This is a genomic window from Novosphingobium sp., from assembly GCF_024642085.1.
In the GTDB taxonomy this organism is placed as follows: domain Bacteria; phylum Pseudomonadota; class Alphaproteobacteria; order Sphingomonadales; family Sphingomonadaceae; genus Novosphingobium.
On record NZ_JAHEBV010000042.1, the window covers coordinates 1 to 13,571 of the forward strand.

Here is a 13,571-nt window from a genome sequence, read left to right on the forward strand (position 1 = left end):
GCGCCGCGCGGGTTTGAAAGTGCACTTCGCAGCAGGGCCGCGAACGGTTTTGCCTTGATCGCAGAAATCAAGAAAGCATCACCGTCCAAGGGACTGATCCGCCAAGATTTTAATCCTGCTAGCCATGCCCGCGAATATGCACAAGGCGGCGCGACGTGCCTTTCAGTGCTAACCGATGCCCCTTATTTTCAGGGGCACGAGGATTACCTGATTGCCGCGCGAGAGGCTTGCGGCTTGCCTGTCTTGCGCAAGGATTTCATGGTCGATCCCTGGCAAGTTGCCGAAGCGCGCGCAATCGGAGCGGATGCAATCCTGATCATCGTTGCCGCGCTTGACGATACCATGATGGCCGAAATCGAAGCGGCTGCAACGGAACGCGGCATGGACGTGCTGGTCGAAGTTCACGACGAAGCCGAGATGGAGCGTGCAGCGCGGCTGAAGTCGCGCTTGATTGGCGTAAATAACCGCGATCTCAAACACTTCTCGACCGATCTTGCCACGACAGAGCGGCTTGCTTCACTAGCGCCGGAAAACACCCTGTTGGTCAGCGAAAGCGGTATCAACCGCCATACGGACCTGCTTAGGCTGGAACAGTACGGCGTGCGGACATTTCTGGTGGGCGAAAGCCTGATGCGCCAAATGGATCTTGACCGGGCAACGCGCAGCCTGCTGGCAGGGTAGAACTGTCCTACACCAGATTAATTTGGCAAAACGAACGGATGAATGTTTTCTCCCATTTTTCGCAGGAAATGAATGCATCGGGGGCCGGTATGTTTTGCGCGCTATAACACTGTGTAAGTTGTCAGGTTGTTCACCAGAAAAGATGCCTACATGAACAAACTCACCCATCTTGATGAACGCGGACAAGCCCGCATGGTCGATGTAGGCGGCAAGGCTGAAACCCGGCGCGTGGCAATCGCAGAAGGCCGGATTGCGATGGGGCCCCAGGCGCTCTCCGCGATTCGTGATGGTAACGGCCCAAAAGGCGATGTTTTGGCAGCGGCACGCATTGCCGGGATCATGGCCGCCAAGAAAACAGCCGACCTGATCCCGCTGTGTCATCCGCTAGCGCTGGACAGCGTGACGGTGGACTTTGATTTCGGTGACGATGCCGTAAAGGCTGTCGCCACTGCCTCGCTTACAGGGCGCACCGGGGTAGAGATGGAGGCACTGACCGCGGTTTCCGTCGCCTTGCTCACGATCTATGACATGGCCAAGGCAATCGACAAGGCGATGGTGATTTGCGGCGTCCGACTGCTGGAAAAGCGGGGCGGCAAGTCCGGCGTGTGGCGTGCAGCGGACTGATTGAACCAAAACGGCGGAATTGCTTGACGTCCGCGTTTCTGTTGCTTACTTGTTCCGCATTCGTTCACTGAACGGTGCGGTTACATCGCCCTGATGTTCCTGCCGTTCCATGGGAGGTACAGGCGCATGCTGACCCGCAAGCAGCACGAACTGATCCGCTTTATCCAGGTCCGGCTGGAAGAGACCGGCGTTTCCCCTTCGTTTGAGGAAATGAAGGAAGCGCTCGACCTTAAGTCAAAGTCTGGCGTTCACAGGCTGATTTCGGCGCTTGAGGAACGCGGTTTCATTCGCCGGCTACCTAACCGTGCCCGCGCCCTGGAAGTGCTGCGTCAGCCTGATGACGTCGGAGCTAAGCCATCTGCGCCGCGCGCTGCCAACGCCAACCCGGCGGCGGCTATCGTCCGCCCGCCTGAAATGCGCCCTGCCCCGGCCAATGACGTGATTGAAATACCGCTCCACGGGCGCATCGCAGCCGGCGTCCCGATCGAGGCAATGGAAACGACCGCCATGCTGCCGGTGCCGGCAGCGCTCCTGGGTGCGGGTGAACACTACGCGCTCGAAGTGTCGGGCGATTCGATGATCGAGGCGGGAATTCTCGACGGTGATTATGCTCTGATCCGCCGCACTGATACGGCCCGCGATGGCGAAATAGTGGTCGCGCTGGTGCGGGGTGAAGAAGCCACGCTCAAGTACCTGCGCCGCGAAGCCGGACGTGTTCGGCTTGATCCGGCCAATGCAGCTTACGAACCGCAGGTCTACGATCCGCGGGAAGTCGAAGTTCAGGGCAAGCTGGCCGGCCTGCTGCGCCGCTACCACTGATCTTATTGCGCCGAAATCAGTACCGGGTCGCCGCGCCGGAAGGTAGCGGCGCCAGGTCTTGGTCCGATGGCTTGAACCGGGTTACGAATGATCGCGCCGCCGGGTTCCACCAACCGTGCTGTCCCTGATCCTGTGCCACCGTGCTTACGGTACCATCCCTGAGGCTGAGTGCGAGGCCGCCGGTCTGATCCAGCATGCGGCGATCGACCTTGACCCAGCGCGGAGCGCAGGACCGTGGCAAGTAACGGCCGGCGATGACTATGTCGACACGGTCGCAGGCCGCCGCCAGGGCGCGCTCGTCGACCATGTCCTTTCCGCGCCCGATCAGCAGTTGCCAAGTGCGGCCTCCCCGCCGCAAGTTTACGCTGCAGAAGTCGGCGTTGCATGACGCGCCGGGCCAGTCGGCCAGCAGACGAACCTCTCCGCTCATGCCGGCCAGTTCGGTCAGATTGTCCTTGGCAAAATCGCTACGGCTGTCGCGCAGCACAAGCAGTTCGGTCCCCTCACCCGTGATCCCGACATGGCGGCCATCACTGGAGACGAGCACGTCCGGCGCTTCGGAATTGGCAAGCAGCATCGTTCCGACCAAAGCAGGGACAAGGCCCCACAGCCGCGCCCGCCCGCGCCACAATGCAAGCCACAGGGCCCCGAACATGAACAAGGCAAAGGCGCCCCTGCCCATCGCGGGAAGCAAGGTTACTGCTCCTGGCCAGGACGCCGTCCAGTGCGCCAAGGCAAGCAGCAGTTCAAGAGACTTGCCTGCCAACCACCAGAACGGGGCACCAATGCCCACGCTGTCAAACAGCAGCGCGAGCGCAATCATCGGCATTGATACGAAGGTAGTCAGCGGAATGGCAACAACATTGGCAAGCGCGCCGTACACACCCGCGCGGTGGAAATGAAACAGCCCGATGGGCAGCAAGGCCAGCTCGATTACCACACCCGTCAACAGCAATGAGCCGATGTGCCGCGACATCTTGAAGTACCATGGCTCCTCCCGCACCTGAAACAGGGTCTGGATACGCGCCGCTCCGTGCAGGGCTACGATGGCGGTGACTGCGGCAAAGCTCATCTGAAAGCTTGGTCCGACCAGCGCTTCAGGCCAGGCCAGCAGGATCGCCGCGGCGCCAACTGCAACCATGCGCATGCTTAGTGCCTCGCGGCCCAATGCAAGGGCAATCAGAACCAGCACGGCGCCAACGCAGGATCGGATTGTCGGCACTTCCGAGCCCGTCAGCAAGGTGTAGCCAATCCCTGCCAAGGCGCCGCTAGCCGCTGCCACGAGCGGCAGGCGGACGCGCAGCACCAGCCAAGGTAGCAGGCCCAAAAGCCGCAGGGTCAGCAGATAGGCGGCGGCGATTACCGCACTGACATGCAGCCCGCTGATCGAAAGCAAATGCGTGAGCCCGGCATCGCGCATCGCGTCTTCGTCCGCTTTGGCAATTGCTCCGCGATCACCGCTGGCGAAGGCGGCCGCTATGGTTCCCGGTGATCCGCCAAGATTGGCTCGCACGTGCCTCGACAGCTGTTGCTGGATGCGTTGCAAGGCGCTGCCGGTATTTCCGCGGGACAGCACGGTCACCTCGCCCAGCACGCTTCCCGTCGCGGCAAGTCCGGAAAACCAAGCAGTTCGCGCAAAGTCGTACCCGCCAGGCAGCATCGGAGAAGCCGGAGGAACCATGCGTGCGCGCAGCCGCAGCACAGCTCCGGGCGCCAGTTCGATCCTGTCGCTGTCGATGTCGAGGTTGAGACGTACTTTGATCGCCCGTCCACTCTCTGGCTCGCGGGTAGCCAGGATCAGGCGAACGCGCCGCTGGGCCGGCTGCTCTTGTCGGCTAATAACGCGCCCTTCGATCCAGGTCACTGTTGGCCGCGAAATTGGCGGCATTCCAACCAATGCTGACTTGCCCCAGACCAGCAAAGTTCCAGCGCCGGCTACAGCAGACATGACGACGATTGCTTGACGAAGATAGGGAAACCGGCCGTCCCTGCGCAACAGGGCAAGGCCAAGCAGGCACATCGCTGACAGCGCGCTGACCCAGCCCAGCCATTGCCACGCGGTTGGCAGCACGAACCACGCTGCAATGCCGCTGCTCAGGCCCACAACAACCCATGGCGCACGGTCAAAGCCCGCCCCGGAAAGGAACGATTCAGCATGCGCAAGTGCGCTGGACAAGTTCACGCCGTTGCGCCAATGGCTATGTTGCACTGCAGCGCCGGCCGGCTCTGTATCGCCGATCGGCACAGTTGGCGTTACCCGGCTGACCATGTCGCGCAAGTGACAGGAAAGGACACGAAATGGCAAGCGGAGGCGGAGGCGTTGTGGCAAAAACAGAGCGTACCATCGTTACGCGCTTTGCCCCCTCGCCCACCGGTTTCCTGCATATCGGCGGCGCACGAACAGCGCTGTTTAACTGGCTTTATGCCCGCCACACCGGGGGCAAATACCTGCTACGGATTGAAGACACAGACCGCGCCCGCTCGACTGAGCCGGCGATCGAAGCAATATTCGACGGCCTCGACTGGCTGGACCTGATGGGCGATGAACCGCCGACCTTCCAGTTTGCCCGATCGGATCGCCATGCCGAAGTTGCTCACACTTTGATGGCCGCGGGACATGCCTATCGATGCTACCTGACTTCGGAAGAACTGACGGAGCGCCGGCAACAGGCCCAAGAGGAGCGCCACCCATTCCGCATCGACAGCGAATGGCGCGCCGCGAAGCCCGCTGACTGGCCAGTTGATCAGCCCTTTGTCGTCCGGATCAAGGCGCCGCGGGAAGGCGACACGACGATAAACGACCTGGTTCAGGGACAAATTACCGTAGCAAATGCGGAACTTGACGATTTTATCTTGCTGCGATCTGACGGCACGCCAACGTACATGCTGGCTGTTGTGGTCGACGATCACGACATGAACGTAACCCATGTTATCCGCGGCGACGATCACATCAACAATGCGTTCCGCCAACTTCTGATTATTCGCGGTATGCACGCAGTTGAAGGAAACTGGCCAGATCCCGCATACGGCCACGTTCCATTGATTCACGGTTCGGACGGGGCCAAGTTGTCAAAGCGGCACGGTGCACTCGGTGTCGATGCATACCGCGATGAGATGGGCATTTTGCCCGAAGCGCTATTTAATTACCTGCTCCGCCTTGGCTGGGGTCACGGCGACGATGAAATCATCAGTCGGGAACAGGCTGTCGAGTGGTTCGACATTACGCAGGTTGGCAGGGGAGCGTCGCGCTTCGATCTCGCCAAATTGCTCAACCTTAATGGTCATTACCTGAGAGAAGCAAACGACGGACGGCTTGCTGATCTGGTGGCGCCAAGGTTGTCCGGCCAAATCGACCTAGCTTTGCTAAGCCGCGCGATGCCTGTGCTCAAAGTACGGGCCAAGGATCTGAACGAACTGGCCGCAGGTGCCTCCTTTCTCTTCGCTCAACGACCGCTGACGATCGAGGACAAGGCCGCAGCCTTGTTAACAGAAGAGGCGCGCTCGCTATTGGGGACTGTTTTCACCCGGCTTCGCGAAACTTCCGAATGGTCTCTCGACGCACTAGAGGCAACGTTGAAGGCGATGGCCGAGGAAATGAACATCGGCCTCGGCAAGCTTGCCCAACCGCTGCGCGCTGCGCTAACAGGGCAAACTACTTCCCCGGGGATTTTCGACGTTTTGGTATTGCTGGGGCGGGATGAAAGCTTGGCGCGCATCAGCGCGCAGGCGCTTCCCGCAGCGGCACAGCACGATTGAGGAGCAGATACGGTGTCAAAGACAGCATCACTGAACACGGGAAGCGGCCAGTTCGACTATCCGGTCATGTCAGGCACAGTTGGACCAGACGTGATCGACATCCGCAAGATGTACGGTCAGACGGGCATGTTCACTTTTGACCCCGGCTTCACCAGTACCGCAAGCTGTGAAAGCGCCCTGACCTATATTGATGGGGATGAAGGCGTATTGCTGCACCGCGGTTATCCGATCGGACAGCTTGCAGAACACTCAAGCTTTATGGAAGTCAGCTATCTGCTGCTTAATGGCGAGCTGCCGGATGCTGCCGAACTTTCGGACTTTTCTCGCACGATCACCCGCCACACCATGCTCCACGAACAGCTTGCAACCTTTTATCGGGGTTTTCGCCGGGATGCGCACCCGATGGCGATCATGTGCGGTGTTGTTGGCGCCCTTTCCGCGTTTTACCACGACAGCACCGATATCTCCGACCCTGTGCATCGCAAGATCAGCAGCCACCGCCTGATCGCAAAGATGCCGACGATCGCGGCAATGGCGTACAAATATTCGGTCGGGCAGCCATTTCTGTATCCCGACAATAACCTGTCTTACACGGGCAATTTCCTGCGTATGACCTTCGGCGTGCCGGCCGAGGAATATGAAGTAGTGCCGGCAGTGGAAAAGGCGATGGACCGTATTTTTATCCTCCATGCCGATCACGAGCAGAACGCTTCTACCAGCACGGTTCGCCTTGCCGGATCATCAGGTGCCAACCCGTTTGCCTGTATTGCGGCGGGAATTGCCTGCCTGTGGGGTCCGGCGCACGGCGGGGCGAACGAAGCGGCGCTGAATATGCTTCATGAAATTGGGACGCCGGACAAGATTCCGCACTATATCGAACGGGCTAAGGACAAAAACGATCCGTTCCGTCTCATGGGTTTTGGCCATCGGGTCTACAAGAACTACGATCCTCGCGCGACGGTCATGCAGAAAACGGTGCGCGAGGTTTTCGACGCCCTCAAAGTCACGGACCCTGTTTTCGAAGTTGCCCTTCGGCTTGAAGAAATGGCATTAAATGACGATTATTTTGTAGAAAAGAAGCTGTTTCCCAACGTTGACTTCTATTCCGGCGTCATTCTGTCGGCGATTGGATTCCCGACCACGATGTTTACTGCGCTCTTCGCACTGGCCCGCACCGTCGGCTGGGTGGCGCAATGGAACGAGATGATCAGTGATCCAGGCCAAAAAATAGGCCGGCCGCGCCAGCTATATACCGGTCCCACCCAGCGCGATTACCTTCCCCTCGACAAGCGTTGAGGCCTGGCCCAAGGTCACCTGCGCCGGCTCTCTGAATGGGTCGCCGGGCGGGAGGAGAAATCATGGCTGTTCTTAGACGCGTATTTCTGGTCGTCGGTACGTTGATGGTACTGATGGGGCTGCTGTGGACAGGTCAAGGTCTCGGCCTGATCATGTGGCCCAGCTCAAGCTTCATGCTGGGCGATCCGCAATGGGCGATCTATGGCTCGATCACGGCAGCGGTTGGCGCGCTACTCGTCTGGTTGGGAGCGCGTAATGGGGGCGGCAGCCAATAGGTCGCCCGGCACGTCAAGGATAAAGCGAGCGCCCTGCCCCGGCGCGCTTTCGACGGTGAGTTCACCGCCCATCGCTCGTGCCAGTCTGCGCGAGATGTAAAGACCGAGTCCAGAACCGGTCTCGTCGCTTCGGCCCAGACGCTCGAACTTTTCGAACACTCGCACCTGCTGTTCGGTGCTGAGACCCGGTCCTTGATCGGCAACAATTACCTTGGCTCGCGCGCCATCAGGTTCAAGCCTGATCCAAACCTGCGAATCGTCCGGCGAATAGCGAATTGCATTGCCCACAAGGTTGAGCAGGACCTGCAATACGCGGCGAAACTCGGCAATTGCGGGAAGGTGTTCTCCCACGCGAGGCGGATCGATGGTTATTCCCCGTTCCTGCGCCCGAACTGCAAGAATACCCGCTGCACGGCGCGCCACGTCAGCAAGATCGATACGATCCGGGGCAGTATTGAAATCTTCGGCTTCGACGACTTCCAGATCGGCCAGATCTTCAACCAGCGACAGCAGGTGCTGCCCTGCCGCGGCTATATCGGCAGCATATTGGCTGTATTCTTCGGCCAGTGGCCCTGCCATGCGAGTGCGGATAGTTTCGGCATTAGCAATAATTCGCGCAATCGGCTGGCGCAGCACCGGGGCAATATCGCGCCCAACCAGGCCCGGTCCGTTCTGCGGCATGACCGGTGCTGCAGGCGGCTCAGGAATGGCGAGGGTCGTAATTGGCGGTTGATCCGCTGTGAGACAAAGCTCAAAGCCTGTGGGCTCTTGTCCTGGCGCGTATTGAGGCAGGAGTGCCGCGCGCCAGTTGCGATCCGAGCCGGCGATCTTGACGGTAGCTCCATCAAGCAGCCGCCAATGCAGGGGCTGACGGTGGTTGCTACCGGCAATCTCGACAAAATCGGTCCATGGGCTGCCAAAGCCTTGCGCCATTGCCGAGGTAAGATTTTCCAGATCCGGCGCTTCGCTTGCGACAGTCAGGACATTCTGATGCGCATCGAGCTGAGCGGTCAATTCGGCTAGAGTGCGATCGATCGCCGAGCGATGTTCTGCCACCTCAGCAGGATTTTCAGCGGGCAGCGGACTGGTTTGCCATGAACGGATCGTGATGGCGCAACCATCACCGTCCGGCTCCCCTTCAAGCCATGCGCTGATACTGTCGCGGCCGTCAGTGGCGCGTACGGTGCGGGCCAGCTTGAGATTGTAGCTACGTACCTTTCGCACCAGATCGCGCAGTGCCGGAATCGCGATCTCTCCTGGAATTTCTCCGCCGCAGCGCAGTTGCAACCCGGCAAGCGGTTCATCAGCACTCACCAGGTGATCGGAGGCGTCGCACCGCGCCTGCGCTAGCGAAGTTGCGGTAGCGTGCATTTTAATACCCGGCGTATGGATCGGCGCCAGCCAGCATGGCCGCAGCCCGGTCCGCGCCCAGTTGGTCGAAATTAGGAGGCAGCGTTACGTCGGGGTAAAGCGCGGCAAACTGCTCTTCCACACCCTGCGGTTTCAGGCCAGCAGCGCGCAAGGACAAGGCGAGCCGGGCGAATTGCCCCTCACTGGTGGCTAAGATGGTCAGATCTCGGTCTTGCCCGCACGCCATACTCAAAGCAGACAAAAAGATGGCTGCGCCAGCATGACTGACCGACAAGGCTGCGGTAGCCCCGCCACCCATTGCGCTGATGAGCCGGGAAATCAGACCCAACCGGCTGCGCCCTTCATCGAAGCGGGCACGAATTGCACTTTCGGCCTGAGCGCAGATTTCTGCACGTGCGGGATCTTCGCCGCCATAGGCACGCAGGGCGACCAGAACTGCGTGAAGGAGGTCTCCAGGCAATTCGGTCAGTGGCAATTGCATGCGCCGCTGGTGTTGTGCGAAGCGAGCCTGCGCAGCGAGTAACGCCATCGCTTGGGTTGCGGTTGGCGTTTCAGTTGATGCAACAAGAGCCTGCAACAGAGGTGACAGAACTGGATCCACTGCTAGCCGGCCCTGCAAGGATTGGGTCAGATGCCATTCAAGCGCCAGAGAATGGCAATGAGCCAGAAGAGGCTCGTTACCAACAAAACGGGAAATAAGGGCGGCAACGGCCACAGGATCGTGGCTTCGGTCACCATCTTGCCCGGGCAGCGCCGATATTTCATCCAGCAACTGGTGCGCCATATCATTGGTCATACCTCTGACCCGCGCGATGATTTCGTCGCTGAACACCGAATGTTCGTCACTTGCCAAGAGATGGCGCAGGATTGGCGCATAGGTGCTGATCTGCGCATCGCCCACGGACAACTCGTCGCGGAGGAGTTCCTCTGCGGTGGGACAAGAAGCAATAGAGACAGCTGTATCGATCATGCTCCCTCACATATAGCGACAGGGTTAAGTTCGCGTTAGCCGCTTTGTAAGGCCGGGAAGCACGATTCCGGCGAGCGACGCGATAACTGCCGCGCTGTGTATGGCTATGCTACCCAGCCCGCTGGCGAGCGCCGCAGACAGTGTCAATGCTAGCAAAGCGCGATCGTCGAGCCAAGCAGTCCACCGCTTTTCGATGACGCGTGGCAGCAGCCGCAGCACCGCAATCAGCATAAAGGCAGGGAAGAATCTATCGGATAGATGCTGCCAGGGATGAGCAGGCGCGCCCCAGCCCAACAACACAATAATAATGGCGTCAATCGTCCAGCCATAGCTGTGAACCTGGCCCAATACCTGCAATCGCGTGCGCGAAATTCCCGTTTCAACGCGGGCCAAAAGCCCGGACGCTTCGCGGCACAACCAGCCAAGGGCACAAAAGATCAGTCCCGTGGCAAAGAACCCCAACCATCCGGCAGCCAATGCAATGGCGGCGAGCATAGCCGCGCCGATAGCTACGTGCGCCGCCCCACTGCCAGCATGAAGCAGACTTGGGCCAAGGCGCCGAACGAAGATCAGTGCTAGAAAGCGTGACGGATTGGGTGGAACATCGTCACTCGTCCTTAGCCGTATCCATTGCGGCTCAAGCTGATGCGCTTCGGTATCGGTTCGTAGCAGCGACCAAAAAACCTTACCTTGATCGACTGCTGGAATGGCTCTTTGGCGCACACCGCCCTGCAAGGCCACACGTTGAAGCGCTGACGCAGCATCGCAATCTTCGGGAAGATCAGCGACCGCTTCTATCATGCTTCCAGGGATGCGCATTGCCGCCGCACTGGCGCAGTTCAGATCTATCCGTTCAAAACCGGCGGCAAGCCCTTGATCGATTGGTTGAACAAGAACTGCCTGACCCTGTTCCAGTAAGACCGCAGCGGCGCAAGGCGTCACGAACAGGCCATCACCCAGCACTATGAGTTCGTCATTGGCTGTCACCAAGCCTAGTAACGAACGGGCCCTTGGCACGACATGGAATTGCGCTCCATGTTCTTCAGCATAGTGTTGCAACTCAATAACTTCGGGCCTCATGGCTTGGGAAATGCAGATAACCCGCTCGCATCCCAATTCGAGCACGAGCGACAATTGTTGCCGCGCAACAGATGTTCCTCCTACGCGCAAAAACGCGCGCGGCAGACCAGCCTCTGCTGTTTCAAGAAAAGTAAGAAGTGCAACCCGCAGCGTATTTCTCCGCGCCAACCTGAACGAACGCGGGTTCTACTGGACAGGGGTGGAGAAGCCAAGCTTTGCCCCGGTCATCTGCAAAAAGCAGGCTCAGGCTTGCGAAAAGTCATCCAGAAAGGCCTGCATCCGCCGCACCACACCCGGCTCACCTGGCGCTGCATCAAGCGCTTCTTCAGCCATGTCTATCAGGGAATCAGCATGAAAACTGGCCGCCAAGCCCTTGAGTCGCAGAGCGGCTATTTGCCAATTTCCATCACACCGTGATCGCCGCAAGAGATCAATCTGGCTGGAAAGACTTTCTATAAATGCCTGACGCAATTCGGAAAATAGCGCCGGGTCCTCACCCGCCGCCGCCGCCAATGTCGCGTCAAGAGCCCCTGCTTCATATGCCATGGTTTACACGGTTAATCGCAAACCCTTAAAGTGGGGTTTAAAGCGCGGCGCATCATGGTAAACTGCAGCCATGACCGGGGGATCTCACATAGTCGCCATTGACGCCGGCGCGCCTGAAGGCGCGCAGGCCGAACCGCAAATCGACAACCAGGATGACGATGTCCTGGTGATTGACCAGGTCTGGGAGGAAGACGCATCGCCCCTCCCCGGTCGAAGTAGACTTGCCATTGCCTTGGCAGCTTTTGCCGGTGTGGTCGTGGCCGGATGGACTGGTCTGTTTTTCTGGGTCAACCAAACATCCCTGCTCGCTGGAGGCAGTCCTGCCGAGTGGCTCGGGTGGATCCGCGATTGGTCGATGCCGGTCCTGCTGGTCGGCGTGGCGTGGCTAATTGCCATGCGCAGCAGCCGCCGGGAAGCTTATCGCTTTGGACAAGCCGCACGTCTGCTCGGTGACGAATCCACTAATCTGGAGCGGCGCCTGAACGTGGTGAATAGTGAATTGAGCCTGGCGCGGGAGTTTCTGTCGTCACAAACTCGCGACCTGGAAGCGATGGGCCGGCTCGCCACCGATCGTCTGGCGCAGCACGCAGAACGAATGTCGAGCCTGCTGCACGACAACGGTGCCCGATTGGATACCATCGGCACTGTCAGTGCTGCTGCGCTGGAAAACATGGAGCGTCTTCGCGGCCAGCTTCCAGTAATTGCGAGTTCTGCCAAGGATGTGACCAACAACATCGCGACCGCAGGGCGCACAGCCGAAAGTCAGCTTGAGAAGCTGATCCAAGGTTTTAATCGCCTGAATCAGTTTGGTCAGGCGAGCGAGCAGCAAGTTGCCGCATTGCGTGCGGTTGTCGATGCAACGATTAGCGAGTTCACCAAGCGCACCGAACATCTTGACGTAATCGCAACCGAGCGATTTGCCGCGTTGACTGGGCGCAGCGAGGAGTTCCGCACGCAGCTAGACGCCGACGAGGTTGAGGCATTGGCGGCCATCCGCACGCGCGCCAAAGCATTGGTCGATGAATTGGTTGAAGCACGCACCGCGCTGGATAATCAGGAAGAGGCCAGCCTTGCCTCACTACGATCACGCCTGGGGTCAGTACGAGAGGAAAGCGGCACAATCGCCCGGTCCCTGCGGGATGGCGAAGGAGCCGCATTGGACGCGTGGCGCAAAGCAACTGCGCAACTTGAAGAGGATTTGCGGAAGGCCATCGTAAAGGTTGCTGAGATTGACGATAAGGCCATGGACAGCGCCCGTGCGCGGATTGCCGCCCTGGCTGACGAAGCCGACGAGCTTGACGCTCGGATGGCCGAGCGCGACCGGCTGTTTCTGGAGGAGGTCAGTAAGCGTAGCGCCGAATTCGATCAGCGCCATGAAGAGTTTTCAGGTCGCCTGTCCACTAGGCTTGCCGATCTTGATGAAGGGATTGCCCAGCGCCAGCAGACGCAGGAAGATCACGCAAAGCGCCTGGTCGAGCAGTCTCAAACGGTTGCCGTCCAACTTGAGGCTTTTGCGGCGCGAATGGACGCAATCACTGAACACGGTAACGTTACAGAAGCAGCACTTGCAGGATCCCTCTCGACGCTCGCCGAAAAGCTAATCGCAAGCCGCGACGCACTTGATGGTACAAGCGGCGCAGTGACGGAGCTGACCGACAGCAGTGTACGATTGCTCGAGCTTATCCGCGCGAGCGTCGATCACAGTTCCAAGGATCTGCCCGAGGCGATCAGGATTGGCGAAACACGTCTGCTAGACCTGGAAACCCGCGCGATTGCATTGCGCGGAACTGTCGCGGAAGCGAAGAATCACGGCGCTGACTTGTCCGACTACATCATCAAATCGCGCGATACGCTGCTCGTCTCGATGGAAGAAGTGCAGGTTTTCCATGGCGATTTTGCCAGCAACAGCGCCAAGCATATCGCCAGCCTTAATGAACTGCGCCAATCGCTGGACAATGTCCGCGCAGAGAGCACCGCGGTCGCTTCGCTGGCCCAAGATCAACTGGAACAGTCGATAGAACAGCTGAACACATCGGCCCGCGCCGCAGTAGCTGGCATCGAAGATATGAGCGCAAAGGCCGTTGCTGATCTTGCCGCCCGCCTTGGAGAAGAAAGCAGTGCTGCGATCGACCAGGTCATGCGCAGTCGTGCCT

Annotated in this window: 12 protein-coding genes; 7 read left to right on the forward strand and 5 right to left on the reverse strand. The window is 59.3% G+C overall.

Annotation, left to right across the window (positions count from 1 at the left end):
• The 3 genes from trpC to lexA all read left to right on the forward strand — a co-directional run.
• On the forward strand, positions 1 to 681 hold a 681-nt coding region (gene trpC / locus Q0L62_RS12195), incomplete at its 5' end, for an indole-3-glycerol phosphate synthase TrpC (RefSeq protein WP_296680160.1).
• 150 nt (positions 682 to 831) lie between these two features.
• Positions 832 to 1,305: a cyclic pyranopterin monophosphate synthase MoaC gene (gene moaC, locus Q0L62_RS12200; protein ID WP_296680163.1), complete on the forward strand. Its 474-nt coding sequence runs from the start codon at positions 832 to 834 to the stop codon at positions 1,303 to 1,305.
• Between the two features lie 126 nt (positions 1,306 to 1,431).
• Entirely contained in the window at positions 1,432 to 2,124 is a 693-nt protein-coding gene (gene lexA / locus Q0L62_RS12205; protein ID WP_296680166.1) for a transcriptional repressor LexA, read from the forward strand.
• A gap of 16 nt (positions 2,125 to 2,140) precedes the next feature.
• On the opposite strand, the gene Q0L62_RS12210 is transcribed toward lexA, so the two are convergent.
• Positions 2,141 to 4,393: a ComEC/Rec2 family competence protein gene (locus tag Q0L62_RS12210; protein ID WP_296680168.1), complete on the reverse strand. Its 2,253-nt coding sequence runs from the start codon at positions 4,391 to 4,393 to the stop codon at positions 2,141 to 2,143.
• 29 nt (positions 4,394 to 4,422) lie between these two features.
• Here Q0L62_RS12210 and gltX point away from each other — a divergent pair, with 29 nt between their 5' ends.
• The 3 genes from gltX to Q0L62_RS12225 all read left to right on the forward strand — a co-directional run bounded on the left by gltX (position 4,423) and on the right by Q0L62_RS12225 (position 7,451).
• On the forward strand, positions 4,423 to 5,880 hold the full coding sequence (gltX, locus tag Q0L62_RS12215) for a glutamate--tRNA ligase (protein WP_296680171.1): 1,458 nt from the start codon (positions 4,423 to 4,425) through the stop codon (positions 5,878 to 5,880).
• 12 nt (positions 5,881 to 5,892) lie between these two features.
• Entirely contained in the window at positions 5,893 to 7,176 is a 1,284-nt protein-coding gene (locus Q0L62_RS12220) for a citrate synthase (RefSeq protein ID WP_296680173.1), read from the forward strand.
• A 62-nt stretch (positions 7,177 to 7,238) separates the two neighbouring features.
• Entirely contained in the window at positions 7,239 to 7,451 is a 213-nt protein-coding gene (locus Q0L62_RS12225) for a hypothetical protein (protein ID WP_296680176.1), read from the forward strand.
• On the opposite strand, the gene Q0L62_RS12230 is transcribed toward Q0L62_RS12225, so the two are convergent.
• The 4 genes from Q0L62_RS12230 to Q0L62_RS12245 form a co-directional block, all read right to left on the reverse strand.
• Positions 7,407 to 8,765, reverse strand: a complete 1,359-nt coding sequence (locus Q0L62_RS12230; protein WP_367183290.1) for a sensor histidine kinase — start codon at positions 8,763 to 8,765, stop codon at positions 7,407 to 7,409. The genes Q0L62_RS12225 and Q0L62_RS12230 overlap by 45 nt on opposite strands.
• Before the next feature lie 58 nt (positions 8,766 to 8,823).
• Complete coding sequence (locus tag Q0L62_RS12235) at positions 8,824 to 9,792, reverse strand: hypothetical protein (protein WP_296680180.1); 969 nt, start codon at positions 9,790 to 9,792, stop codon at positions 8,824 to 8,826.
• Between the two features lie 24 nt (positions 9,793 to 9,816).
• Positions 9,817 to 10,872 (reverse strand): hypothetical protein, encoded by a 1,056-nt coding sequence (locus tag Q0L62_RS12240; RefSeq protein ID WP_296680181.1) that lies wholly within the window; start codon positions 10,870 to 10,872, stop codon positions 9,817 to 9,819.
• A 243-nt stretch (positions 10,873 to 11,115) separates the two neighbouring features.
• On the reverse strand, positions 11,116 to 11,418 hold the full coding sequence (locus Q0L62_RS12245) for an Hpt domain-containing protein (protein WP_296680184.1): 303 nt from the start codon (positions 11,416 to 11,418) through the stop codon (positions 11,116 to 11,118).
• A gap of 70 nt (positions 11,419 to 11,488) precedes the next feature.
• Here Q0L62_RS12245 and Q0L62_RS12250 point away from each other — a divergent pair.
• A partial coding sequence (locus Q0L62_RS12250) for an ATPase (protein ID WP_296680186.1) occupies positions 11,489 to 13,571 on the forward strand: 2,083 nt, incomplete at its 3' end.